The organism is Acetivibrio ethanolgignens (genome assembly GCF_001461035.1).
Lineage (GTDB): Bacteria > Bacillota > Clostridia > Lachnospirales > Lachnospiraceae > Velocimicrobium > Velocimicrobium ethanolgignens.
The window spans coordinates 1-24,889 of the sequence record NZ_LNAM01000112.1; the positions used below are offsets into that span (position 1 = coordinate 1).

A 24,889-nucleotide genomic window follows, 5' to 3' on the forward strand; every position below is an offset into this window, starting at 1 on the left:
TAGAGATACTGGAACACGTTTAGCTTGTTTGCTTTTGCAGTCTCTACCAGACTGTATATGATGCTGCTCGCTTTTGCTCCGTCTACGGATGTGTGGAACAGGGAATTCTTTCTTCCTATGGCATAACTTTTTGCTTTGCGTTCTGCAGCATTGTTGGAAAGTTCACAACGGCCATCCTGCAGATAGGTGCGCAGACTATCCCTGTGATTTTGGGCGTACTTCACCGCTTTCTCAAACTTGCTTCCCTTTGTAGGGGTTAGCGAATCGAGCCAGTTACAGAAACGATCCCATATTGGTACTTCCTGTTCCTGTCTTTTGGCTTTTCGTTCTTCAAAGGATAGATCCTTGAATTCCCGTTCCAAATAGAACAGTTTATTGCAGTAAGCAACTCCGATCTCCGCAGGAATGTACTTTTCCAGATCCTCCTGTGGTATTTCCGGTTCTTTGATTGCTTCCGGTGAGTTGATATCCAGCAGTTTCATGGTCTTTTTACGTTCCGCAGGCAATGCTTCGAAAAATTTCCTGCGGCAATGAGCCATGCAGCATGCTAAAAGGACATCTTCCACCTTATTATAACCCTGATAACCGTCACACTGGAGCAATCCCTTGAATCCTTTCAGGAACTGTTGTGGATAGATTCCTCCTCTGCCCGGCTGGTATTCATACAGAACGATCTTAGGAAGATCATCACTTCCGGAAGTATAGAGCCACATATAAGAGGTGGACTGTGGTGTTTTGCCGTCCTCCCGTAAAACCTGACAGGTTGTCTCATCTGCATGTATCACTTCCCTGTTTAGAAGTTCCTCATGCAGTCTCTCGTAGATTGGCACAAGGTACTTCTGGGTTGAAAGAATACACCAGTTAGCCATTGTCTCTCTTGGGATTTTTGCGCCCAACTGCAGCATAGCTGCTTCCAGTCGATAATAAGGCAGTCCCATAAAGCATTTATTGAACATAACATATGACACAGACGATGCCGAAGCAGGACTGTGTGGGATCAATGCTGCCGGAACGACGCCTTTCTTAAAGGATCCATCATGATCCTTTTTACACTCCGGACAGATAAGCACTTCCTGCATATAACGGATGCGCTCCACTTTTGCCGGTGTGATCCGTAGTTCTTCCCGGACAAAGGTTGGTTTCAGTGGAACCATCTCGGCATTGCACCAATCGCAGAAACGTTCCGTTTCCGGCACTGGGCAGATGATCTCCCTGACTGGAAGATTTGCGTATAGATCTTCCCTGGTCGCTTTTGGTTTACGCTCCCGGGTATGTGCCTTAACGTTGACTTTTTTCGTTTCTTCCGGACTGGATACTTCCTTCTTTTTACGTGCAGATGTTTTCTCACTGCTTACTCCGAAAAACTGGCGTTTGAACTCTTCCAGTGTTTCTTCCAGGTTTGCTTTCACAGAACGAAGTTCGTCCACAACTCCACGAAGCTCTTTGATGGTTGCTTCCTGTTCCTCGATACGAGATGCCTGCATCTCAATGATCTTTTTTAGTAGTTCAATTTCTTCTGTTGCTGACATCTCATACCTCCTGCGTTTTCTTTTATTATAAGAAATACCAGAAGTATTGACAAATGGGTGTCTGCACAGGTATCGTCATTTTGACGGTGTATAACTTTTCTGAAAGTCCTGTAAAACCTGTTGGTTTCCGTTTTTTTCAGATATGTTATCCACATCAATGCCCTGAAGAGTATGGAAAAGACCATTGTTTGTCTTACTTCAGAGCATTGATGTGGATAACCGTAGTCTTTTCATGAATAACGGTTATTCACTAAAAAATATTTTTCTCCATATTGCACAAATCAATAAGAGTGTTTCGCTTTTTTGTTTGTTGGACGGATTGCCTTTGGCTGGTCAATGGAAAGACCTTCCATCAGCCAGCGGAATTCCTGTCTGGTAAGAGGTCGTACCTCGGAAGGATTCCCTGGCCATTGAAATTTTCCATTACTGTCCAGTCTTTTATAAAGAAGACAGAAACCATCCTTGTCAAAATACAGTGCTTTCAAGGTATTGCGACGTCTCCCGCAAAAAAGATAAAGTGCATTTGCATAGGGATCCATTTGGTATGTGTCCCGGATGATTGCCATTAATCCATCTATACTGCGTCTCATATCCGTTCTCCCCGTTATGCAGTATATCTTGGAGATCCCGGAAATATCGCCTAACATAGAAACCGCAACGCAGAGAGTGTATTTTGAATGATCTCCTGTGTTGCTCCGGTTGAAATTTCAACCGATATTCCATGAACAGTCAATCGGACTGCCACTGCATTATCCGGTACAGTTTCTAAAAGTGTTTGGGATGCACCTTCATCATCCTCAATGATCAAAGGAACAACCTCCTGGACTTCATTTTTGCAGGAACCATTACGACTTGGAATTTCACAGGCCTTTTTTCGCAGCTGCTTTACATGATAATAAAAAGTAGGAGCTGCGATGTTGTTTTCCTGCAGCCACTGAAAGTCTGATTTGCCACTGGCTCTGCATTCCTGAATGATGTTCAGCCAGTAACGGTCCTTTTCGGATAAGATTTCTTGATAATCCATTTGAGTATGTCAACTCCATCCCTGATGTACTTTGGAGTAAAATGCTTTCATTCTAAAACACATTTGAGAGTGAAATGCTCTTAAGCCAACATGACAGATCCGTAAGATATTTACTCCATGTATTAGGATTATCTCATAAAAAGGTGATGCATAGGAACGGTAGGTTATTCATCGCTTACGAAAATGGAGGAACCGGAACGCAAGAAGCGGATCCGTCAGTATAATGATATCCTTGCTGAAGCTTCCGAGCAGACAAAGAAGTCAGGAAAAGCCGTGGACATGCTGTTGGGTTGCACAGGTTTCTTGCCTCTTGAACAGACCTTGTCAATGGTGCTTAACGTATTGGGAATGTTAAAAGGGGCACCGGATATGATGCCGGGAGCAGAGGAAAAACAAAAAATGAAAGAGTTAAGTCAGGTGGCAGAGAAGCTGGGAGCACAGAATCCAGAAGAAACAGCGGAAGAGGTATATTTGTTAGACCGGATTTCTCCGGTTGCGATTTTAAGGTAAAATTATCTTTTATTGAAAATTTTGTTTAGGTGTGTTATCGTAATGATAGGTAGTCAACCTGCTGGGTGGTTTCCACTTCCGGAAGGAGGTGGTATCTGTTGAGTACATATGAAGAATTTATGATAATCATAGCTGTTGCAAGCTTGATAGTATCTATTTTAACATATAACGACAGCAAGAAAGGTAGAAAAAAATAACCACCCCGCCGACCAAGTGAGTTGGTTATTTTTTAATAACATAACATAATTGGAAGCCACTCTGTGGAGTTGGCTACCTTGTACCTTTATACTACATTACTTTTATTAAGATGTCAAGTAATATAAATATGACAAGATTTTTATAAAAGAATATGGTGAAGAAGTTGAATATTCATTGGATTTATTACAGATAAAAGATAAGCAATAATACGCTGAAACAGACTCTTTTTCTAGAGTAGAGGAATAGAACGGAAAATTATGAAAACTAAATTATTCTGGCTTCCAGCCGTAGCTTTAATGATAATAATATTTTATTTTTCCAGCCAGCCTGCGGAGGTTTCTGGAAATCTAAGCGGAGGAATTGCTTATCGGATTGTCCGTTTGGCAGCAGATGTGACTGGACAGGAATGGAAAGAGGAAGAATTGCTTTTGCTGGCAGAAAAGCTGGATTACCCGATTAGAAAGATGGCTCATTTAACAGAATATGCATTATTAGGAATGGCAGTCGCTTTAGGAGGAGTGCATGGAAGCAGTTGGAGCAACTACAGTATAAAAAAGCAGTATTTTCTGGTGCAGATAATCGGAAGTCTTTATGCGGCCGGTGATGAGATACATCAGCTCTTTGTTCCGGGGAGAGCCGGACTTGTTGGGGATGTACTGATTGATAGCTTAGGGATATTGATTGGGTGGCTGGTGTTTTACTTATTTGCCACTGTTTTCGGATTATACTGAGGCGAGGCGGATAAATTCCGACCTCGCTATTTTCATACTATCCTCTATTTTTCCGTTTCCGGAAAATTTTAATAGAAATCAAATCCACAAAATCCTCTTTCTCTTCATTGGAAAGCTGGGAGAAAAGATTTAAAAGCTTTTGCTCCTGGGGAGAAAGAAGCTTAAGATTATCTGGAGAAGGAAGAGTCTCCGCCACCTCATTGGAAGGAATATTTTCTGCCGTACAAGGGGATAGTAGCTCAGACAGAGACATATTATATAAGGAAGCTAATTTTTCAAGTATGTAGAAATCAGGGGTTCTGGTCCCCTTTTCATAATGGCAGTATCCCTGTTTTGAGATATTCAGATAATTGCCTAGTGTCTGCTGGGTGAGGTGATGCTTTTGACGTAGACCTTTCAGTCTGATAGCTAATGATATGGAATCCATGTTTCTATCCTTCTTTCATTTTTCTCAGAGTATCTGGTTTATGGAAGTATAACAAGTTTTAGACATAAAAGACGGAAAATGCAACGTAATGTTTATAAAATAAGTCAACGATATGAAGTGGATATCTCCTTTTATGATGGAAGGGTTTTCATTGAATATTTTTAGCTTCTATAGTATAATAGAAATGCTGTAATATTATAAGATAAAAAGAGAGGTAATTATGAATACAGAAGAAAGAGAAATTAGTTTGATTGATTTACTGGTTTATGTAGTAAAGGGATGGAGAAGCATTCTGGTATGGATGCTGCTTATGGCAATTTTCTTAGGTTGCATACAGTATGTAAGAGAAGTAAAGGCCGCCAGGGAGTACCAGGTGGCAAAGCCGGTGACGGGTGAGGAGCAGAAGGAACAGGCTGCTGTTACGATAGAACAGCTTCGTAAGGAAATGCCGGAAGAAGAAGTAAAGGCAGTTAATAAGGTGGTACGCCTGGAAAAGGAATATGCTATGCAGTTCGATTATTTGCAGAACTCACTTTTGATGGCAATGAATCCATATGAAGTAGCAGTTGCGAGATTACAGTACTGGGTAGATACGAAGCATAAGACGAACTATGCGGGAATTACAGAACGGGATGTTACTGTTGACATTGTGAAATCATACATAAACCGTGCAAAGGATGGCAGCTGGCAGAAGGCAGCACTAAAGGCAGCTGGTGTAGAAATAGAACCACAATATTTTGGCGAAATGATTAGTGTAATTGATAATAACACTTCTTTTACAATTATCGTAAAGTATCCGGATGAGGAGAAGCTTCGCAAGATAATTGCTGTTCTGGAGAAGGAGCTGGAGAACTATCAGGATGAATTTGCCTCTGTATTTGGAGTACATAAACTGAGTCTGGTAAATGAGTCTGTTGAGATGACAGTGGATAATGATATTTATAATCTGCAACAGCTGAGGAAAAATAATTTATTAAATTTAGAAAATAATATTGCTAATTATAAGAATGCATTTAATGATAATCAGAAGAGCTTATATGCAGGTGAGATTATTGTAAGAGAAGAGGAAACAGAGGATACAGAGCAGACAGAGGCAGAAGAGCCGGTAATTGCAACACCGCCGACCCCACAGCTTAGAGTGAAATATATTCTTCTTGGAGCGATTCTTGGAGCTTTTTTGGTTTGTATGCTGCGGGCAATGAGATATATTCTTTCAGGAAAGCTGAAGGCAGAGGACAATATAGAAGGGTATCTTGGTATAGCTGGTCTTGGCTATATTGAGGAAAATGAAAAGGAAGCGAAGGGAGCTTTGGAAAAGCTGGATGCATGGATTGACGGCCTGTCAAAACGGAATTTTCCTAATCTGTCAAAGGAACAGCAGCTTAAAATGATAGTTTCTAATATTTCACTTTATTGCGAAAAGGGAGCTATGAAACATATTTATCTGAATAGTTCAGTAAATTGTACACAGGAAAAGACTGCTGAGCTGGTTCGGCTGTTGTCAGAAAAAGGCATCGAGGTGAAAGAAGGCTTTAGTATTTTAAGGGATGCTAAAGCTATGGAGGATATGAGCCGTGCAGATGGCATTGTATTCTTTGAGCAGGCCGGTAAGTCCCGTTATGAGGATTTAGAGCGGGAAATCAAGCTTTGCCGGGAACACGGAAAGACGGTAATCGGCATGGTTGTTTTAGTGTAAGATTACGAATAGGATGAAATAGAGATGCAGCTAGATAAACAGTTATGGGTACGTCGGGCGTTTTTGCTGATACTGGATGTGCTTCTGATAAATTTCGCATCGTTATGTGCGATTACGATACGATATGATTTTAGTATAGGAAATGTTGATCCTAAATACAGTGAAGCAATTATAAACTATATGTGGATACATACATTTCTAACCGTGGCGGTTTTCTTTGCTTTTCGCTTGTACAACAGCTTATGGAAGTATGCAAGTATAGAGGAAATGACAAATATTATTTATGCCTGTATGCTTTCCGAGGTTGTACATTATGTTGGGATGAATTTTTTCCTGGAAGGTAAGTTTTCAGGCTATGTAATGCCGAGAAGCTTCTGGCCGCTGGATTTGATGTTCCTATTGATTTTTGTCGGGGGAAGCCGGTTCTTTTATCGGGCTCTCAGGATGTTTAATAATCAATATCGGACGGATTCTAAAAAACATATTATGATTATTGGTGCCGGAGCTGCGGCCAATACCATTATTAAGGAAATCAGTGAGAGTCAGTACCTGGACGGCAAGGTGGTCTGTGCCATTGATGATGACAGAGTGAAGCTTCGCAGCTATATCCAGGGTGTTAAGGTAGTAGGGGACAGACGGGATATCGGCTGGGCGGTTAAGCGTTATAATGTAACAGATATTATTATTGCTATTCCTTCTCTTCCGAGAAAGGATCTGAAAACTTTGGTAGACATATGTAAGGAAACAAACTGTACGATTAAGACACTGCCTGGTATTTATCAGCTGATTAATGAAGAGGTCAGTGTAAGCCGGCTTCGGAATGTGGAGATTGAGGACCTTCTGGGAAGGGATTCCATCGATTTGGATACAGGGAGAATCATGGGCTATGTCAAGGATAAGGTGGTTATGGTAACCGGCGGCGGAGGCTCCATTGGAAGTGAGCTGTGCCGTCAGCTGACAAAGCATCAGCCGAAGCAGCTGATTATCCTGGAAATCTACGAAAATAATGCCTACGATATTCAGCAGGAGCTAAGGACAAAGTACCCGAAGCTGAACCTGGTTGTTTTGATTGCTTCTGTGAGGAATTCTAACCGTATGGAGCAGATTTTTGAGAAATACCATCCGGAGCTGGTATACCATGCAGCGGCTCACAAGCATGTACCGTTGATGGAGGACAGCCCGAATGAAGCCATTAAAAATAATGTCTATGGTACACTGAAGCTGGTACGGCTCTGTGATAAATATGGAGTAAAGAGGTTTGTACAGATATCTACAGATAAGGCTGTCAATCCGACCAATGTTATGGGAGCCTCCAAGCGGATGTGTGAAATGATTGTCCAGGCTTATAATAACCGCTCTGCAACAGAGTTTGTAGCAGTTCGGTTTGGCAATGTACTGGGGAGCAACGGCAGTGTGATTCCGCTCTTTAAAAAGCAGATAGCTGCCGGAGGACCGGTTACGGTGACTCACCCGGATATCATCCGTTACTTTATGACAATCCCGGAGGCGGTTTCTTTGGTGCTGCAGGCCGGAGCCCTGGCAAAGGGCGGCGAAATCTTTGTCCTGGATATGGGAGAGCCTGTGAAGATTGATGATTTAGCGAGAAATTTAATCCGATTGTCAGGCTATGTGCCAGATCGTGATATTGAAATCAAGTACACAGGGCTTCGTCCGGGAGAAAAGCTATATGAGGAGCTTTTAATGGATGAGGAAGGCATGCAGAATACGGAGAACAAGCTGATACATATTGGTAGGCCAATTGATTTTGATGAGGAAGGCTTTTTAAAACGGTTGGATGAGATGTACCAGACGATTACCAGCGAACAGGCAGATGTGCGGGCTTTTGTAAAGAAGATTGTGCCGACCTATCAGCCGAAGGAATAAGGATATTATCCAGATGGTACTCCAAAGCAGCCGAAGCCAGTTTCTATGATGGAAATTCAAAAAAGATAGGTTATGCCCAAGGATGTATCAGCTGACATAGGGATGGCGGGCGGAACAGTTACAGTAAAAAGTTAAAAATATATTTTTGATATTTAAACGGTAGAATTCAAGTTGAATTTTACCGTTTTTTATATATAATGCTGTTAAAATGATGAAAATTATAACAAATAGACAAAAATATGTGACAAGAGAAGAGAGAATGGAAAGAATATACAGAAAACTGTTTAAAATATACAAAAAATAATAGATTGTGAAAGGGGAATATTGGTATAAATGAGATAAAAAAGAGAAAATACTTTCAAAACATTATTTATCTATTGAAAATAATTTCAAATATATGTTATAGTGATAGTGCAGAAAAGCAATTGCTGGAAGCGGTAATTGTATCGGAGTAAACAAAAAGGAGGATTATGCGCATTATGAAAAAACTATTAGCAATGGGAATGGCAGTTGTTATGGCATTATCATTGACTGCCTGTGGTGGCACAAAGGATCAGGCGAACAATACCAGTGCACCTGTAGAAACATCAGGAGGAGCAGCAAATCAAAACACATCAATTACCCTTTGGACTTACCCGATTGGTAAATGGGGAGATTCTGCAACTGTAGCTTCTTTAATAGCAAGCTTTAATGAGAAACATCCTGAAATCAGTGTAACAGTAGAATATCTGGATTATACCAATGGTGATGACCAGATTAACACAGCAATTGAGGGTGGTCAGGCTCCTGATATTGTAATGGAGGGACCAGAACGTTTAGTTGCCAACTGGGGTGCACGCAAACTAATGGTTGATTTATCTGACTTGTTTGCAACAGAAGCGGGCGGTGAAATTTATGATTCTGTAAAAGCGGCTTGTAAATCCTCAGATGGTGCTTATTACGAATATCCACTTTGTATGGTAGCTCATTGTATGGCGATTAATCAGACAATTTTTGAAAATGCAAATGCTATGCAGTATTTAGACTTAGATACCCATACATGGACAACAGAAAACTTCCTAAAGGCAGTGCAGGCGGTATATGATTCAGGTCATGAGAATGTGGCAGCTATTTACTGCTCCGGACAGGGAGGAGACCAGGGAACTCGTGCTTTAATTAATAATTTATACAGTGGAACCTTTACAAATCCAGAGCATACAGAGTATACAGCAAATAGCGAGGAAAATGTTAAGGCATTAGAGACTTTGTATGCACAGAAGGGAATCAACTTTGACGCTTCTATTAATGGAGGAGAAGAAATTACATTATTCCGTAACGGAACTCTGGCTATGTCCTTATGCTGGAATGCAGCACAGCAGACAAATGCAGATGCTTCTGAAGCAGGAAAGACAAATAATGGAGATACCATTATTCCTATGCTTTTCCCTTCTGATGATGGAAAAACTGAGCTTTGTGGCGGTATCTGGGGCTTTGGTGTATTTGATAATGGAGATCAGGCGAAAATTGATGCAGCTAAAACCTTCATAGACTTTATCTGTAATGATCCTGAACAGGTAAAAGAGAGTGTTCTTGCATCTACTTACTTCCCAGTACGTCCTACCTTAACTGGTATTTATGATGGAACTGATATTGCCGAAGTTATGAATACTTTTTCCGAGGACTTTATGCCTTCTATGGGTGACTACTATCAGGTAGTTCCAGGCTGGGCAACTGCTCGTACTGAATGGTGGAATATGTTACAGCGTGTCGGTACTGGTGGAAATGTTGCAACTGAGGTTGAAATCTTTGTTACTAGTGCAAACAGTGCAGCAGCAGGAAACTAAAACTGTATCTGTATAAGGCTGAAATAGTAACGCACCCTTCTTTGCCTGAACGGGGCGGAAGGGTGCGTTATTTATGTCTGGATATTTTTTGTGAAAGGAGTGTCTTCATGGCAAACAGAACGAAAAAAGATAGCAGAAGCAAGGCTTTGGTAAGACGTGAAACAACGGCAGCCTACCTTTTTCTTTTGCCGAGTCTGATTTTCTTTGTTGGCTTTGTTATTATTCCTATGGTACTTTGTATCTTTACTAGTTTTTTTGATTCAACGATGGGAAAGGACACCCAGGATATTTTTATTGGTCTGTCAAACTATGGAGAATTGTGGAAAGATTCTATTTTCCTTCGTTCTCTGAAGAATACAATTATTATAGTAATAGTGTCGGTGCCGGTAGTGTGCATTTTTTCCTTGTGGGTAGCCTCTGTTATCTATAATTTAAAAGGAAAGGTTCTTTCTGTATTTCGATGTGTATTTTATCTTCCGGTGGTTACAGGTTCTGTAGCAGTTACAGTGGTTTGGAAGTGGATGTTTAATAACTATTATGGGATTTTTAATTATATAGGAAAAGGAACCGGCTTGATTGAAAATAACATCAACTGGCTGGGAGATGAAAGATTTGCCTTGTGGTGTATTATTCTTATTTTATTTACAACATCCGTGGGGCAGCCAATTGTGCTTTACGTGTCTGCATTGGGAAATGTAGATCCGAGCCTTGTAGAAGCCTCTCAGGTAGATGGTGCCAACAGCTTCCAGCTGTTCTGGAAGATTAAGTGGCCGCAGATTATGCCTACGACATTATATATTTTGATTATTACAACGATAAACAGCTTCCAGTGTTTTGCGTTGATTCAGCTTTTGACTTCAGGCGGACCGAACCATAGTACAGATACTGTTATGTACTATATTTATTATACTGCATTCAAACTGTATCGATATGGCTATGCCAATGCAATGGGTGTGGTTCTGGCCATTTTTATCGCATTGCTTTCTGCAATACAGTTTAAGCTGGCAAAGGAAAAGTAAGGAGGGAAAAAGATGAATAGCGGTGTTAAGAAGGTTACCCCATATAAAATTATATCACTGATTATTCTGGTTATTTTAGCAATCCTGTTTGCCTTTCCGTTGTATTGGATTATAACGGGTGCTTTTAAAACCGGTGCATCCATTAATGCTACAACACCAGATTGGTTTCCGAAGGAATGGGTGTTAGATAATTTCCGTAAGCTGTTTAGTCGTCAGATGGCACCACTTTGGGAATTTTATATTCCATTTAGTGGGCGATTTACTAAGGATGGTCAGGCAATTTTAATTTCAGCAGGACCAGTAGTGCCAGCAGCTATCCGCTGGTTGATTAATACAGTATTTATGGCGGTTATGGCCATGCTTCTGACCTGTATAACAGCAGCTATGGCAGGGTATGCCTTGGCAAAAAAACGTTTTAAGGGGCAGACGATTTTATTTTCCCTAATTGTATGCGCAATGGCATTACCAAAGCAGGTTATTTTGATTCCACTGCTTCGTGAAATGTCAGCCCTGAATTTATATAATACAATATGGTCTGTAATTCTTCCTGCGGTAGGATGGCCTTTTGGTGTATTTTTAATGAAACAGTTTTCAGAGGGAATACCAGGTGAGATGTTAGAGGCTGCCAGAGTAGATGGTGCAGGAGAGATAAAAACCTTTATCAATATTGTTCTGCCAATGATAAAACCGGGAATTGGTGCCTTAGCAATTTTTACATTTATTAACAGCTGGAATGATTACTTTATGCAGCTGATTATGCTAAGCAGTACCAGCAGGCTTACCATATCCCTTGGTATCGCAAAGCTTCAGGCAGAAAATTCTACAGATTTCGGACTTATTATGGCTGGTGCAACCCTAGCCGCTGTTCCTATTATTCTTGTATTTATTGCTTTTCAAAAATATTTTACAAAGGGCATTACAATGGGAGCTGTAAAGGGTTAGAGAAGGAGGACATGAATGAAAAACAAGGTAGAGAGTTTACAAGGAAAGCTAATTGTATCCTGCCAGGCTTTACCTAACGAGCCGCTTCATTCTTCTTACATTATGGGAAGAATGGCAGTAGCAGCAAAGGAAGGTGGAGCCTCAGGAATTCGTGCTAATACAAAAGAGGATATTAAAGAAATTCAGTCTCTGATAGATTTACCGGTAATTGGTATTGTAAAACGAGATTATGAGGATTCTAAGGTCTATATTACACCTACGATGAAGGAGATTGAGGAGCTCATAGAGGTCAGGCCGGAAATTATTGCATTAGATGCTACGGGAGCACTTCGCCCGGAGGGTGTTACTTTAGATGATTTTTTTCATCAGATTAAGGAAAGATATCCAGAACAATTGTGGATGGCAGATTGTTCAACGGTGGAAGAGGCCATTCATGCAGATGAGTTGGGCTTTGATTTTATAGGAACAACCATGGTAGGCTATACAGAGCAGAGTAAAAATGATAAAATTGAAGCAAATGATTTTGAGATTTTAAGGGAAATTGTTGCCGGAGTAAAGCACCGGGTAATTGCAGAAGGAAATATCAATACTCCGGAAAAAGCGAAGCGTGTAATAGAGCTTGGTGCGTTTAGTGTGGTGGTGGGCTCGATTATTACGAGACCACAGTTGATTACAAAGGCATTTGCAGAAGCATTGCTTGATTTTTAGTAGGAGGAAGAAGTTATGATATTGAGAAAGGGATGTATTTTTTTTATGATAGGTACTTTATTATTGGGGAACTCTGGTCTGGCCAGGGCAAGTGTAGAGCATATGGCAAATAAACCGAAAAATGGAAAAACTGTAGAGGCTCCTTTTCCGAAGGGAACTGGTGGAAGTGAAAGCTTTCGTATCCCGGCAATGGTTACCTTAGATAGTGGGAGAATCGTAGCGGCTGCAGATGCACGTTGGAATACAACCTACGATGGAGGTGGCCTGGATACGATTGTCAGCTATTCCGATGACAAGGGGAAAAGCTGGAGGTATACCTTTGCCAACTATCTGGGAGACAACGGAAATACATATAATGGTGAAAAATCCACCTGCTTTATTGATCCGTGCCTGGTGACGGATGGAAAGAAGCTGTGGCTGTTCTGCGATTTATATCCTTATGGGGTTGCGTTAAATGGAAATGGAAAACAGACCATACCACAAAACGTCACAGGCTTCGATGCAAAGGGAAACTTACTTTTGAGTGATAATGATCATCGCAGCTATGACTATTACCTCAATCAAAAGAAAGGGACAATTCATAAAAGAAACAATGGTGAGGTTGTGGAGAATATAAAGGTAGACCGCTATTTTAATGTGACTGGCGGGGGTGTCAGCAGTAATTTGTTTTTTGAGGATTCTCCCTACAAGGTACAAAGAACCAGCTATCTTTATATGATTTCCTCAAAGGATGGTGGTGCTACCTGGTCAGCTCCAGCTCTGCTGAATCTTAAGCAGACAAGAGAACAGGCCTTTTTGGTAGCACCTGGAAGGGGCGTTTATACGAAGGATCGTAAAATTATAGTTCCTTGCTATGGCTATAATAATGCAAATGGAACGGTCAGTGAGTTTACCTGCTTTATTTATTCGGAGGATGGTGGTACTACCTGGAAGCGGAGCAGGGATGCTATGAAAAGCAGAAGCTCAGAAAGTGCTGTGGTGGAGCTGCCGAATGGAGTGCTGCGGTTTTTCTATCGGCATATGGATACGGGAACCTTAAACTATGTGGATGCTCTTCTGGTGGATGCTGGGAATCGAATGGAGTATAGATGGACTCTGCCGGTAAGGACAGAAAATCCAGTAAATGCTAACTGCCAGCTGTCTGCAATTGTATACTCGGAGCCAGTACAGGGAAAAACTGCGATTTTGATATCTTGCCCTACGGGAAGAAATGAGGAGGGTTCTACCAGCAGTACCGGTGGGCCTTATGCACAAGGAGGCCATCGCTTAAACGGTAAGATTTTTGTTGGCCTGCTAAGTGGTGACTGGGATAATAGGATGAGCTGGCTACTTCCGATGAATGTCAATGAGAACAATGCTGAGTTTATGTATTCCTGTATGACAGAGCTGAAGGATGGAAGTGTTGCCCTTTTGTATGAGGATCATCAAAATGGCTGGGGTGCTGGAGAGGATAAGTACTATACGATGTCTTATAGAGTCTATACCGCTAAGGAGATAATTAGGGACCCAAGGGTTAAAATTGGAAATGGGAGATCAATGCGTGTGGAGGTTAAAAATTAAGATGATAAAAGAGATAAGCCCAGAGAGAGTAGAAGGGCTTGCCCGGTATTTTATGGAAAAGGGTGTAAAGGGATTGTATGTAAATGGTTCTTCCGGAGAGTGTATTTATCAAAGTGTAGCGGACCGCAAGCTAAGCCAGACTAAGTCCTAATATGATGAGCTTATTAGGTGTGTCTGAAAATGACAAGATTCTGGTTAAGTTCGGGGAAAAGCAAGAAATATTAAGAGTTCTGGCAAATGAAAATTTGACGGATTATCAAATAGGAATTCCGGCACCTGCCCGGAAACGGATAGGAATGAACAGTGTAAATGATATTGTCATTGTCCACCGGGATATGGTTCATATTTTTTGGAGACATTCAGAGGAACAGACCATTGCAATACTGGGAACTGTTCTGGCGGTATTTCAGGTGGTTAGTAAAATGTGGATAGGAGCTGTTTTGTGCTTCGTATGTATACCGCTAATTATGTATTTTGTATTAAATGAGGAAAGGGTAAAGGTAAAGTAGGATTTCGGAGGCTGTAAAAAACTCCCCCCTAAGAAAAAAACGCTGAGGTCATGGGGCTTCAGCGTTTTTGGTAGTTCGCCCAGCATGGGCGTAATCTAATCGGTGAAAGTCCGTAAAGCACCCTGATAGTGGGAAGCTTACAGCCGATGACAAGGGTCCATCGTGAGGTGGAATCTGAAGGAAGTCGGATGCTCAAACCTCTGGTCTGACGAACAGAAATCACATATAAGGCATGGCATATCGGGTAAGGTTGCTACACAAACTAAAGTCCTATAACTATCCGAAGATATGCTGTGTAAATGTGGCAGATAGGTGGAGGAAAAGATTACGCACCTTAACTGAGGAGGTCTATGAAAGTAGATGGAGGAAAGGACTTGACGGTTGGGATAAGACAGACACTATTTATCTGATGCTTGAAGATGGCAGTTGCTCGAAAGAGGTTGCTTATTTGAGGGTAGGTTGGAAACCGAGAGTAAAGGATAAGAACGCTTAGAGATAGGAATAGGTAGTGCAAGGCATAGGCACATCTTAGAACAACCGAACCGCCGCTTGCGGAACCGCATGAGCGGTGGTGTGAGAGGACGGGGGTTGGTCACCCCCTCCTACTCGATTAATTAATGATGGTAAGTCCTTTCTAATAATAAATAAGTGCATATAATATGGTTAAAAACTGTAAAAATTATAACAAATACACAAAGAACTTCAATAATAGAACGGAAAATGGAAATAATATACATGTGATTGTGCAATGCGTACAAAAATAAGGAAAAAAGAATGAAAAATATTAGTATAAATGAGATGAAAAAGAAGAAATTACTTTCAAAATACAAATTAACTATTGAAAATAATTTCTTAAATGCTATACTTGAGATATCAAAAGGAGGCATGACCGATGAATAGTAGTATAGAGAATTTAAAAGGAAAATTAATCGTGTCTTGTCAGGCGTTACCTCATGAGCCACTACATTCTTCTTTTATTATGGTCGAATGGCAGTAGCGGCAAAAGAGGGAGGTGCCGTAGGTATCCGTGCTAATACCAAAGAAGATATCAGGGAAATTCAGGAACATGTAGATTTACCAATTATCGGTATTGTAAAGCGTGACTATGAGGATTCTAAGGTTTATATTACACCTGCCATGAGAGAAATTGTTGCAAAGGTAAAGCACAGAGTGATTGCAGAGGCACTTGATTGATAAAGGATTAAAAGGAGGAGTTAAAATGAAAAAAAGAGCTTTGGCATTAGTTCTTACAGTTGCTATGGCAGCTACGATGCTAGTTGGGTGTGGCAGTGGAAACCAGGGTGCAGCACCGGTAGAGACACAGGCGGCGGCAGAGCCGTCAGAAAGCGGAACACCTGCAAGAGAAGCTGGTGTACTTTATAGTAACGGTGGTCCAACAGAATTTTTTGAGACCCCATGGTTAAATCCAGGTGTATTCATATACAACAAGGCATTATATGGACATCTTCTATTTGCAGATGAGAACTTATCTCCGATAGCTGGAGAAGGTGATTTGGCAACAAGCTATGAGATGGCAGAAGACGGTTCTACTTTAACATTTACTTTAAGAGATGGTATTACCTGGCATGATGGTGAGCCGATTACAGCAGAGGAAATTCAGTGGAATATTGAATATTCACTGAAAACTACAGTTCTTAACTCTGTATTCCGTTCTACCTTTGAGGCTATTGAGGGTGCTGATAAATATGCAGCAGGTGAGGCAGAGCATATTTCCGGTATTGCAGTAGATGGAAATAAGATCACTTTAACATTTTCCAAAGTTGCACCGGATGCATTACTGACCTTTACCCAGTTTGCACCTCTGCCAAAGAAGCATTTGGAAGATATTGATCCTGTATCTTTACAGCAGGCAAGCTACTTCCAGAGTCCGATTGGCTCCGGACCATTTAAGGTGGAAGAGGTTCAGATGGGCAGCTACACAATTCTTGCACCTTTTGAAAACTATTATGGTGGAACAGCTTCCTATAAGATTCACTTAAATCCAAGTGCAGGAGATTCCGATCCGAACTTTGTAACCAATGTAAAAGCCGGACAGCTTGATTATGCTTATACTAAGAACATTGCAGATATCCAGGCTCTGGAAGGAGTTGCAGGTATCATGATTGATAAGGTTGATGTACGTTATACACGTTTGTTATATGTAAACAAATTTAACAGAGCAGATGGAAGCAAATCCCCTCTGGCTGATCCAAAGGTTCGTCAGGCGATTGCATACGCAATCGATATGCAGGCTATCTGCGATGGTGTTATGAATGGTTCAGGTGTTCCTGCCAACAGCCTGACTCCAGATGGAGCAGATAAGGTAGACGGACTGAATAATTACGATTACAATCCAGAAAAGGCAAAATCTTTATTAGCGGAAGCTGGATGGGATTCTAATACAGAGCTTAAGGTTGTTTACTACTATACCGATCAGGCAACACAGGATTTAATGGCAGTACTTCAGCAGTACCTTGCAGAAGTTGGTGTTAAGATGAATGCAACTTTAGTAGAAGGAGACCTTGCTACTATTTTATGGAAAGCACCGGAGGATCCAGTAAACGGACCAAGTGCAGTTGACTGGGATATGTGTTATGCAGCAAATGCAGCACTTTCTATGCATGAGTATTATGATAGATACCAGACTGGTTATTCCATCAACTCTCATACTCCAGGTGATGCAGAGCTGGATAAGCTGATTGCAGCAACAAACGCTTCTGTTGACCCAGAAGTGCAGAAACAGGAATTCTTTGAAATTCAGAAATATGAGAATGAGAACTTATTTGTAATTCCGCTGTACTATCAGCCAATCTATCTTGTACATAGTGATAGAGTAAGTGGAATAGAAAAGGTTGGTAATCCACAGTTCAATTACAACTGGAATATCCAGAACTGGACAGTGAAATAGGATTTAGACTAAATTGCAATGGACCGGGGGATTGTATGAGGATTTTCGTGCAATCCCCATGCTTTATAGAAAGGTGATTGAATGGCTAAATATACTTTGAAAAAGATTTTAGGCATGATTCCGATGCTTTTAATCATTACATTTATTATATATTGGCTGTTGGACTTGACTCCGGGTGATCCGACATCCTATCTGATGGATCCGGAGGCCTTAGCCAGACTGAGTGCAGAGCAGTATGCAGCACTTCGGGCTCAGTATGGTTTGGACGATCCTTTTGTGATTCGTTATTTTAAGTGGCTGGTGAGACTGCTGCATGGAGATTTTGGTTATAGTGCGGCCAGCGGTGTTCCGGTAATTCAGATTATGGTACAGCGTTTGCCAGCAACTTTAGAGCTGGCAGCTGCAGCTTTAGTGATTTCAACAGTTCTGGGGAGTGTATTAGGTGTTCTGGGAGCTGTGAAAAAGGGAAGTATAGGTGATAATGTCCTAACGGTAGCAGGTATGATTGGAGTATCAATTCCTCAGTTTTTCTTTGGCGTTTGTGCAATTCTTATTTTTTCGCTGAAGCTGGGATGGCTTCCGGTAGGCGGGCGAACGGCCCCGGAGGTTGTTAATTTTCTTGGAAGAATAAAATATCTGGTGATGCCGGCATTGGTGCTGGGAATTTCCATGACGGCAGGTGTTATGCGGTATGCCAGAAGCAGTATGCTGGATACGATGAATAAGGATTACATAAAAACAGCACGAAGCAAGGGCTTGCCGGAGTGGAGAGTTAATCTCATTCATGGTTTCAGGGTATCCCTGACGCCAGTTATTGTTCTGGTAGGCTTCCGCCTTCCAACGTTGATTGCTGGTTCTGTTGTTATTGAAACGGTATTTCAGTGGCCGGGAATCGGAAGTGCCTTTAATACGGCAGTACGTTCCCAAAACTACAACCTGGTTATGATGCTTGCACTGTTATTTGTTTTCATGACCTTGTTTGCAAGTACTCTGGTAGATATTTTGACGGCGGCTCTGGATCCGCGTGTTAAGCTGAACGGTTAGGAGGGATAGGATGAGTGCCAAAGCAAAGCAGGCCAGATTAGATAGAAAATTTGATAAAATAAGAAGATTGGAAGAGTCTGGCGAGCTGAAAAAGAGAAAACAGGGTAACCGTGCCTTGCGTAAGATGCTTAACAATCGTTTGGCTGTAATTGGAGGTGCGATTTTTCTTCTTATTTTACTGTGCTGTATTTTCGCACCATTGATTACCAGTTATTCTCCGACTACAGTGGATATGAAAAATATTCTTCGAACACCGTCGACAGAGCATTTATTTGGAACGGATAAGTTGGGAAGAGATGTTTTTTCCCGTGTATTGTATGGAGGCCGGATGTCAATATCCATTGGCTTTGGAAGTGCTCTTGGCTGTGCGGCAATCGGAGTTTTGCTTGGTTGCTATAGTGGATACCGAGGTGGCCGTTTTGATCAGCTGATGGTTCGTATTTCTGAAATATTTATGTCAATTCCCCAGTTAATTCTGGTATTGATGCTGGTATCTATTCTTGGACAGAGTGCCAGAAACATCGTGATTATTTTTATTATCTGCGGCTGGGGTTCGTGCTTCCGTATGGCGAGGTCACAGGTGCTTTCCATCCGGGAGGAGGAATATGTACAGTCACTAAAGGTGTTTGGTTTGAATCCTTTTGTTATTTGCTATAAGCATATTTTGCCAAATGCCCTGAGTCCGATTGTTGTTAATGTTACTCTAAGTACGGCTATGTTTATTTTGGAGGAAGCTGCCCTTAGCTTTTTAGGACTGGGAGTCCCGTTAGAGATGCCGACTTGGGGGAACATCCTGAATGCAGCGCAGGATATGTATACATTAGAGAATAATTGGTGGCTGTGGCTTCCTACAGGTATTGTAGTTTCTCTGTTTGTTATGAGTATCAATTTCCTGGGAGATGGTATTCGTGACACAACAGATCCGACACAGCAGGGTTAGGAGGTTCAAATGAGCGAGCAGAAGGATGTAATTATTTCAGTTAAGAATTTGAAAACGTATTTTTATACAAATCAGCGGTGCAATAAGGCGATTAATGGTGTCTCCATGGATATCCGGCGGGGGAAAACTTTGTGTATTGTAGGCGAATCCGGTTGTGGAAAGAGTGTAACGGCTACTTCAATTATGCAGCTTCTGCCAAAGCTGTCGAGGATTGAAGAAGGTGAGATTATTTATCACAGTGGGGATGAGAGAGGAGATATTCATATTGAACAGCTGGAACGAAATGGGAAAGAAATGCGAAGCTTAAGAGGTAGGGACATTGCAATGATTTTCCAGGATCCGATGACTGCATTGAATCCGGTTTATACTATTGGATGGCAAATTAGTGAAATGATACGATCTCATGAAAAGGTATCAAGAAAGGAAGCGAGAGAGCGGGCTTTGCAGCTTTTGACAGATATGGGTATTCCAAATCCGCAGAAACGAATTGATCAGTATCCACATGAGTTTTCCGGTGGTATGCGACAGCGTGCAATGATTGCAATGGCAATGAGCTGCAACCCTAAGGTGTTAATTGCGGATGAGCCGACTACGGCACTGGATGTTACGATTCAGGCACAGATTTTTGAGCTGATGCATCATTTGAAGGAAGAATATAATACGGCAATTATGATGATTACCCATGATATGGGCGTTGTATGCGAACTGGCTGATGATGTGGCAGTAATGTATATGGGTAACATTATTGAAAGCGGAACAGCCGGAGAAGTGCTGGGAAAACCGGCTCATCCGTATACCCGTGCTTTGCTAAAATCCATTCCAGTGCTGGGAAGAGGAGCCAATCAGGATATTAATCCGATTAAGGGCTCTACTCCAGACCCATTTGACCGTCCAAGTGGCTGTCAATTTGCACCTAGATGTGACTATGCCTGCGAGGGCTGTAATAAGGGAATGCCACAGGAGGCAATTATAGAAGGCGTGCATATGGTACGTTGTGCCAGATATCAGGAGGTGTTAGAGGATGCCAGATAAAAAAGAAAAGGAAGCGTTATTAACACTTAAGGGTCTGAAAACATTTTTCCCGGTAAAGGGTGGATTTTTTGGAAAAACAACGGGCTATGTGCAGGCGGTTAATGATATTAACCTGACAATTTATAAAGGAGAAACCCTGGGGCTGGTTGGAGAATCTGGTTGTGGAAAAACTACTCTTGGAAAAACGATTTTACAGCTTTATAAGCCAACGGAAGGGGAGATGATTTACGAGTTTGAGGATGGTCCTCGGAATCTGGCAGAGTTAAAAGGAAAAGAAATGGATATGGCAAGGCAGAAAATTCAAATTGTTTTCCAAGACCCACAGTCTTCGCTGAATCCTTCTTTTACCATTTATCGGTCTTTGTCGGATCCATTGAAAAAATTTGGAGTTAAAACAAAAGAAGAACGTCGGAAAATTATTGGAGATCTTTTAGAGGCTGTAAATATGCGTCGGGAATATATGGATCGTTATCCCCATGAGTTTTCTGGCGGACAGCGTCAGCGTATAGGGATTGCCAGAGCCCTGTGCATTAATCCAGAGCTGGTCATCTGTGATGAAGCGGTCTCTGCACTGGATGTTTCTATCCAGGCACAGGTACTCAATCTTTTAAAGGAATTAAAGGAAAAGCACAATTTGACGTATATTTTTATTACCCATGATTTAAGTGTGGTAGAGTATATCAGTGACCGAATTGCTGTAATGTACTTAGGACGGATTGTGGAGCTGGCAGATGCAGATGAGCTATACCGTCATACCATTCATCCGTATACCCAGGCACTGCTTTCTGCGATTCCGGTAGCAGATATTCATTATAAAAAGAACCGTATTGTTTTGCAGGGTGATGTGCCTTCGCCGATGAATCCGCCAAGTGGCTGTCATTTCCATGGACGCTGTAATATGTGCAAGGAGCGGTGCAAAACGGAAAAACCAGAGCTTAAACGGTATGAGATTGATGGAAAAGAACATTATGTAGCCTGCCATTTTGCAGAGGAGATTATAAAAAAGGAGTGAAGAGGAAATGAGGAATTTAGATAAGTACAAGGGTGTCATTCCGGCGTTTTATGCCTGTTATGATGAAAAAGGAGAGATAAGCCCAGAGAGAGTAGAAGGGCTTGCCCGGTATTTTATGGAAAAGGGTGTAAAGGGATTGTATGTAAATGGTTCTTCTGGAGAGTGTATTTATCAAAGTGTGGCAGACCGCAAGCTGATACTGGAAAGTGTTATGAAGGTGGCTAAGGGAAAGCTAACTATTATTGCACATGTAGCCTGCAATAATACAAAGGATAGTCAGGAGCTGGCTGCTCATGCAGAGAAACTTGGGGTAGATGCAATTGCTGCTATTCCTCCGATTTATTTCCACCTGCCGGATTATGCGATTGCAGAATACTGGAATGATATCAGTGCAGCAGCAAAAAATACAGATTTTGTTATCTACAATATTCCACAGCTGGCCGGAGTTGCTCTGACCCAGAGTCTGTTTGCAGTTATGAGGGAGAACCCTCGTGTGATTGGTGTGAAAAACTCTTCTATGCCGGTACAGGATATCCAGATGTTTAAACAGGATGCTGGTGAGGACTATATTATTTTTAACGGGCCAGATGAGCAGTTTATCAGTGGACGCGTTATCGGTGCAGAGGGAGCTATTGGTGGCACCTATGGTGTTTATCCGGATTTGATTTTAAAGATGGATGAATATGTAAAGGCTGGACAGATGGAAAGGGCAAGAGAAATTCAGTATGATGTAAACTCAATTATTTATAAGATGTGCTCCGCCCAAGGCAATATGTATGCAGTGATTAAGGAAATACTGAGAATTAATGAAACATTGAACATTGGTGGAGTGAGAAAGCCGCTGATGAATTTACAATCTTCTGATTACGCAGTGGCAGAAAAAGCAGCAAAAATGATTCGTGATGCCAGAGCAAAATATTTATAAGGACTGATAGAATGATTTACGGAAATATAAAGCAGTTGAAGAACTTTTATTACCTCGAAAAAGAGATACTGGCTTGCTTTGAATATCTCAAAAGCCATGATTTAAAGTCTATGGAGCTAGGTAGCTATGAGATAGAGGGAAAAAGAATGTTTGTCAATCTGTGTGAGTATACAACTACGGTAGCAGAAGAAAGATTCTGGGAGGCTCATAAAGAATACCTGGATATCCATGTTATGCTAAGCGGCATGGAACAGATAGATGTATGTTTTATTGAAGCTATGGAACAGAAGTCTTATGTGCCGGAGGAGGATTTCCTCCCATTAGAGGGAAATGCGACGGGACATGTAATTTTACAGGCAGGAGATTTTCTGGTATGCTATCCACAGGACGGACATAGGACTGCCATTCAGGTGGAGGGGCCACAGAAAATAAAAAAGGCAATTTTTAAGGTGAAAATTTAATAAAGGCGAGAACCCCTTGGCTGCCGGTTAGGTAAGAAAGGGGTTTTTGTGCAGAAAGGAAGGGGAAAATGCCGACAAGAGATATACCTCTTTGTGAACTTAGAGAATATAAGGGAATAACACCAAAACCAGCGGATTTTTGGGAGTTTTGGGATAAAAGGGTAGAGGAGGCCTTTTGCCTTCCCTTAACCTGGGAAATCCGTCCTTCAGAAATAAAAGCAACATCGGAAACAGAATTTTATGATATCTGGCTAAAGGGAGTTCGTGGGGCTAAGCTGTATGCAAAGTATGTGAAGCCGGTAAGGGAAGAAAAGGTTCCGGTAATACTACAGTTTCATGGATATCCGGGAGCTTCCCGGGGCTGGTTTGAGCAGGCGGCTTTTGCCGGAATGGGTATGGCAGTACTGGCAATGGAATGTCCGGGACAGGGTGGATTTAGTGAAGAATTGGGCGGTAGAAAGGGAACGACAGCCGCTGACCATATTATTATGGGATTGGACGGAAGACCGGAGGATTTGTACTATGTAGATGTATTTATGGATACCTGCCTTATGGTGCGGCTGGCAATGGAACTTCCGGGGCTCGATAAGGAGCGAATTTATGTAAATGGAGCCAGTCAGGGAGCTGCCTTGGGACTTGTCTGTACGGCTTTAAATCCAACGCATATCTGCAGATGTGCTGCACTATATCCTTTTTTATCAGATTATAGGAGAGCCTGGGAAATGGATCGGGATATTATTGTCTATGATGGCTTAAAATATTATACCAAATGGTTTGACCCGCAGGGGGAACGGCTGGAAGAGAGCTTTACGAAGCTGGGCTATATTGATGTGCAGAATTTTGTAGAGAGGATTTCATGCCCGGTATTGTTTGGTACAGGGCTAATGGATGAAGCATGCCCACCATCTTCGCAGTTTGCGGTATTTTCGAAAATTAGGGCACCAAAGAAACACTATGTTTTTCCGGAATATGGACATGAGGAAATAGCAGTCTTTGATGATAAGCTGATTTCCTTCTTTGGAAGGAAGGAGGATGCATTATGCCTGGAGTAGATTGGCCGGTAGAACGCTTAAAGAGATATCAGGGGAGTTTTCCGGCTCCGGAGGATTTTGGACTTTTCTGGAAAAAGAAAAAGCAGGAAATTGAAAAAATAAAACCGGATATTTGTCAGGAGAGGGTGATTTTCCCAGGAGAAAAATTGCGATATTATCGTATTAGTGTAAAGGCGGTAGATGGTTGTGTTTTGAGGGCAAAGTATATCTGTCCTGATACGGAGAAAAGGTTTCCAACAGAAGTTGTTTTTCATGACTATCCACAGGCTTCCCGGGGATGGTTTTATTTGGGTCGTTACGCGGCCATTGGACGCGGGGTGCTGGCACCTGACTGCCGGGGGCAGGGAGGTGAAAGCGACTCTGGCTTTTGTGGAAAAGGACCTACAGCTTATGGACCAATGTTTAACGGATTAGAGGATGTAGTGGATAATATGTATCTGTGCCGGTTAATAGAGGATGCTTTTTTGTGGATAACAGTAGCGGAAGCTCTGCCATATGTGGATAAAGAGGAGCTTACTGTCTATGGCGAGGGGCAGGGCGGTGGCCTTGCAGTTGCCTGTGCTGCTCTTTACCCGGAAATCCGAAAATGTGGGGCACATTATCCTATGTTGTGCGATTATAAGCGAGTGTGGGAGATGGATTTTGATGAAGGTGCTTATGAAGGTCTTAGATATTTCTTTTGTTGGCGTGATCCATTGCATGAGCGGGAGGAGGAACTGTTTAAAAAGCTTTCCTATGTGGATGTTAAGAATTTTGCACCTATGGTAAAGGCAAAAACCTTGATGAGTACCGGACTTTTAGACAGGGTATCACCACCTTCAGCCCAGTTTTCAGTATTTAATGGACTTCAGTGCGAAAAACAGCATTTGATTTATCCAAAGCACGGACACGAGAGGAATAATTTTTTTGAAAATGAGCATCTGAAATTTTTATTGGAAGGCTAGAATGGAGAGAA

General features: G+C 41.7%; 24 protein-coding genes and 2 pseudogenes. 22 read left to right on the forward strand and 4 right to left on the reverse strand.

What is annotated here, in order from left to right; all coding sequences use genetic code 11:
* From tnpC to tnpA, 3 genes are all read right to left on the reverse strand, one after another.
* A partial coding sequence (tnpC, locus tag ASU35_RS05720) for an IS66 family transposase (RefSeq protein WP_058352088.1) occupies positions 1 to 1,529 on the reverse strand: 1,529 nt, incomplete at its 3' end.
* A gap of 281 nt (positions 1,530 to 1,810) precedes the next feature.
* Entirely contained in the window at positions 1,811 to 2,176 is a 366-nt protein-coding gene (gene tnpB / locus ASU35_RS05725) for an IS66 family insertion sequence element accessory protein TnpB (protein ID WP_083504159.1), read from the reverse strand.
* On the reverse strand, positions 2,170 to 2,553 hold the full coding sequence (gene tnpA, locus ASU35_RS05730) for an IS66 family insertion sequence element accessory protein TnpA (protein WP_058352089.1): 384 nt from the start codon (positions 2,551 to 2,553) through the stop codon (positions 2,170 to 2,172). The genes tnpB and tnpA overlap by 7 nt, the downstream gene beginning before the upstream one ends.
* A 183-nt stretch (positions 2,554 to 2,736) precedes the next feature.
* Here tnpA and ASU35_RS05735 point away from each other — a divergent pair, with 183 nt between their 5' ends.
* Together ASU35_RS05735 and ASU35_RS05740 are read left to right on the forward strand one after the other, a co-directional pair.
* Positions 2,737 to 3,063, forward strand: coding sequence for a hypothetical protein (locus ASU35_RS05735; protein WP_058352090.1), 327 nt, complete (start codon positions 2,737 to 2,739; stop codon positions 3,061 to 3,063).
* Between the two features lie 455 nt (positions 3,064 to 3,518).
* Positions 3,519 to 3,992, forward strand: a complete 474-nt coding sequence (locus ASU35_RS05740) for a VanZ family protein (protein WP_058352091.1) — start codon at positions 3,519 to 3,521, stop codon at positions 3,990 to 3,992.
* A 37-nt stretch (positions 3,993 to 4,029) separates the two neighbouring features.
* Here ASU35_RS05740 and ASU35_RS05745 read toward each other — a convergent pair whose 3' ends face one another.
* Positions 4,030 to 4,419 carry a helix-turn-helix domain-containing protein gene (locus ASU35_RS05745; protein WP_058352092.1) on the reverse strand — a complete coding sequence of 130 codons (390 nt, stop codon included), beginning with the start codon at positions 4,417 to 4,419 and terminating at the stop codon, positions 4,030 to 4,032.
* Between the two features lie 220 nt (positions 4,420 to 4,639).
* Between ASU35_RS05745 and ASU35_RS05750 the strand changes: the two genes are divergently transcribed.
* The 20 genes and pseudogenes from ASU35_RS05750 (at position 4,640) to ASU35_RS05835 (ending at position 24,878) form a co-directional block, all read left to right on the forward strand.
* A complete protein-coding gene (locus tag ASU35_RS05750; RefSeq protein WP_058352093.1) occupies positions 4,640 to 6,115 on the forward strand; it encodes a hypothetical protein in 1,476 nt (491 codons plus the stop codon).
* Between the two features lie 24 nt (positions 6,116 to 6,139).
* On the forward strand, positions 6,140 to 7,999 hold the full coding sequence (locus ASU35_RS05755; RefSeq protein WP_058352094.1) for a polysaccharide biosynthesis protein: 1,860 nt from the start codon (positions 6,140 to 6,142) through the stop codon (positions 7,997 to 7,999).
* Positions 8,000 to 8,478: 479 nt separating this feature from the next.
* Complete coding sequence (locus ASU35_RS05760) at positions 8,479 to 9,822, forward strand: ABC transporter substrate-binding protein (RefSeq protein ID WP_058352095.1); 1,344 nt, start codon at positions 8,479 to 8,481, stop codon at positions 9,820 to 9,822.
* 107 nt (positions 9,823 to 9,929) lie between these two features.
* Entirely contained in the window at positions 9,930 to 10,841 is a 912-nt protein-coding gene (locus ASU35_RS05765; protein ID WP_058352096.1) for a carbohydrate ABC transporter permease, read from the forward strand.
* A 12-nt stretch (positions 10,842 to 10,853) separates the two neighbouring features.
* Entirely contained in the window at positions 10,854 to 11,783 is a 930-nt protein-coding gene (locus ASU35_RS05770) for a carbohydrate ABC transporter permease (RefSeq protein WP_058352097.1), read from the forward strand.
* 15 nt (positions 11,784 to 11,798) lie between these two features.
* Positions 11,799 to 12,491, forward strand: coding sequence for an N-acetylmannosamine-6-phosphate 2-epimerase (locus tag ASU35_RS05775; protein WP_058352098.1), 693 nt, complete (start codon positions 11,799 to 11,801; stop codon positions 12,489 to 12,491).
* A gap of 15 nt (positions 12,492 to 12,506) precedes the next feature.
* Complete coding sequence (locus ASU35_RS05780; protein WP_058352099.1) at positions 12,507 to 14,051, forward strand: sialidase family protein; 1,545 nt, start codon at positions 12,507 to 12,509, stop codon at positions 14,049 to 14,051.
* 10 nt (positions 14,052 to 14,061) lie between these two features.
* Positions 14,062 to 14,184 (forward strand): annotated as a pseudogene (locus tag ASU35_RS18580) (N-acetylneuraminate lyase); the annotation flags it as partial.
* A 37-nt stretch (positions 14,185 to 14,221) separates the two neighbouring features.
* Positions 14,222 to 14,560, forward strand: a complete 339-nt coding sequence (locus tag ASU35_RS05785) for a hypothetical protein (protein ID WP_147525391.1) — start codon at positions 14,222 to 14,224, stop codon at positions 14,558 to 14,560.
* 774 nt (positions 14,561 to 15,334) lie between these two features.
* A complete protein-coding gene (locus ASU35_RS20445; protein WP_278278061.1) occupies positions 15,335 to 15,460 on the forward strand; it encodes a hypothetical protein in 126 nt (41 codons plus the stop codon).
* A pseudogene (locus tag ASU35_RS05790) lies at positions 15,453 to 15,739 on the forward strand (N-acetylmannosamine-6-phosphate 2-epimerase); the annotation flags it as partial. The gene ASU35_RS20445 and the pseudogene ASU35_RS05790, both read left to right, overlap by 8 nt.
* Positions 15,740 to 15,779: 40 nt before the next feature.
* Positions 15,780 to 17,468, forward strand: coding sequence for an ABC transporter substrate-binding protein (locus tag ASU35_RS05795; RefSeq protein WP_058352101.1), 1,689 nt, complete (start codon positions 15,780 to 15,782; stop codon positions 17,466 to 17,468).
* A gap of 81 nt (positions 17,469 to 17,549) precedes the next feature.
* The gene (locus ASU35_RS05800; RefSeq protein WP_058352102.1) at positions 17,550 to 18,512 is read left to right on the forward strand and encodes an ABC transporter permease; all 963 of its coding nucleotides are present in this window, start codon (positions 17,550 to 17,552) and stop codon (positions 18,510 to 18,512) included.
* Between the two features lie 10 nt (positions 18,513 to 18,522).
* Complete coding sequence (locus tag ASU35_RS05805; RefSeq protein WP_058352103.1) at positions 18,523 to 19,452, forward strand: ABC transporter permease; 930 nt, start codon at positions 18,523 to 18,525, stop codon at positions 19,450 to 19,452.
* Positions 19,453 to 19,461: 9 nt separating this feature from the next.
* Positions 19,462 to 20,484 (forward strand): ABC transporter ATP-binding protein, encoded by a 1,023-nt coding sequence (locus ASU35_RS05810; RefSeq protein WP_058352104.1) that lies wholly within the window; start codon positions 19,462 to 19,464, stop codon positions 20,482 to 20,484.
* Entirely contained in the window at positions 20,474 to 21,496 is a 1,023-nt protein-coding gene (locus tag ASU35_RS05815) for an ABC transporter ATP-binding protein (protein WP_058352105.1), read from the forward strand. Before ASU35_RS05810 ends, ASU35_RS05815 begins: the two co-directional genes overlap by 11 nt.
* 7 nt (positions 21,497 to 21,503) lie before the next feature.
* Positions 21,504 to 22,421, forward strand: coding sequence for a dihydrodipicolinate synthase family protein (locus ASU35_RS05820; RefSeq protein WP_058352106.1), 918 nt, complete (start codon positions 21,504 to 21,506; stop codon positions 22,419 to 22,421).
* A gap of 11 nt (positions 22,422 to 22,432) precedes the next feature.
* Entirely contained in the window at positions 22,433 to 22,882 is a 450-nt protein-coding gene (locus ASU35_RS05825; RefSeq protein ID WP_058352107.1) for a NanQ anomerase/TabA/YiaL family protein, read from the forward strand.
* A 68-nt stretch (positions 22,883 to 22,950) separates the two neighbouring features.
* Positions 22,951 to 23,934, forward strand: coding sequence for an acetylxylan esterase (locus tag ASU35_RS05830; RefSeq protein ID WP_058352108.1), 984 nt, complete (start codon positions 22,951 to 22,953; stop codon positions 23,932 to 23,934).
* On the forward strand, positions 23,922 to 24,878 hold the full coding sequence (locus ASU35_RS05835; protein WP_058352109.1) for an acetylxylan esterase: 957 nt from the start codon (positions 23,922 to 23,924) through the stop codon (positions 24,876 to 24,878). The genes ASU35_RS05830 and ASU35_RS05835 overlap by 13 nt, the downstream gene beginning before the upstream one ends.
* The last annotated feature ends 11 nt before the right edge of the window (positions 24,879 to 24,889 follow it).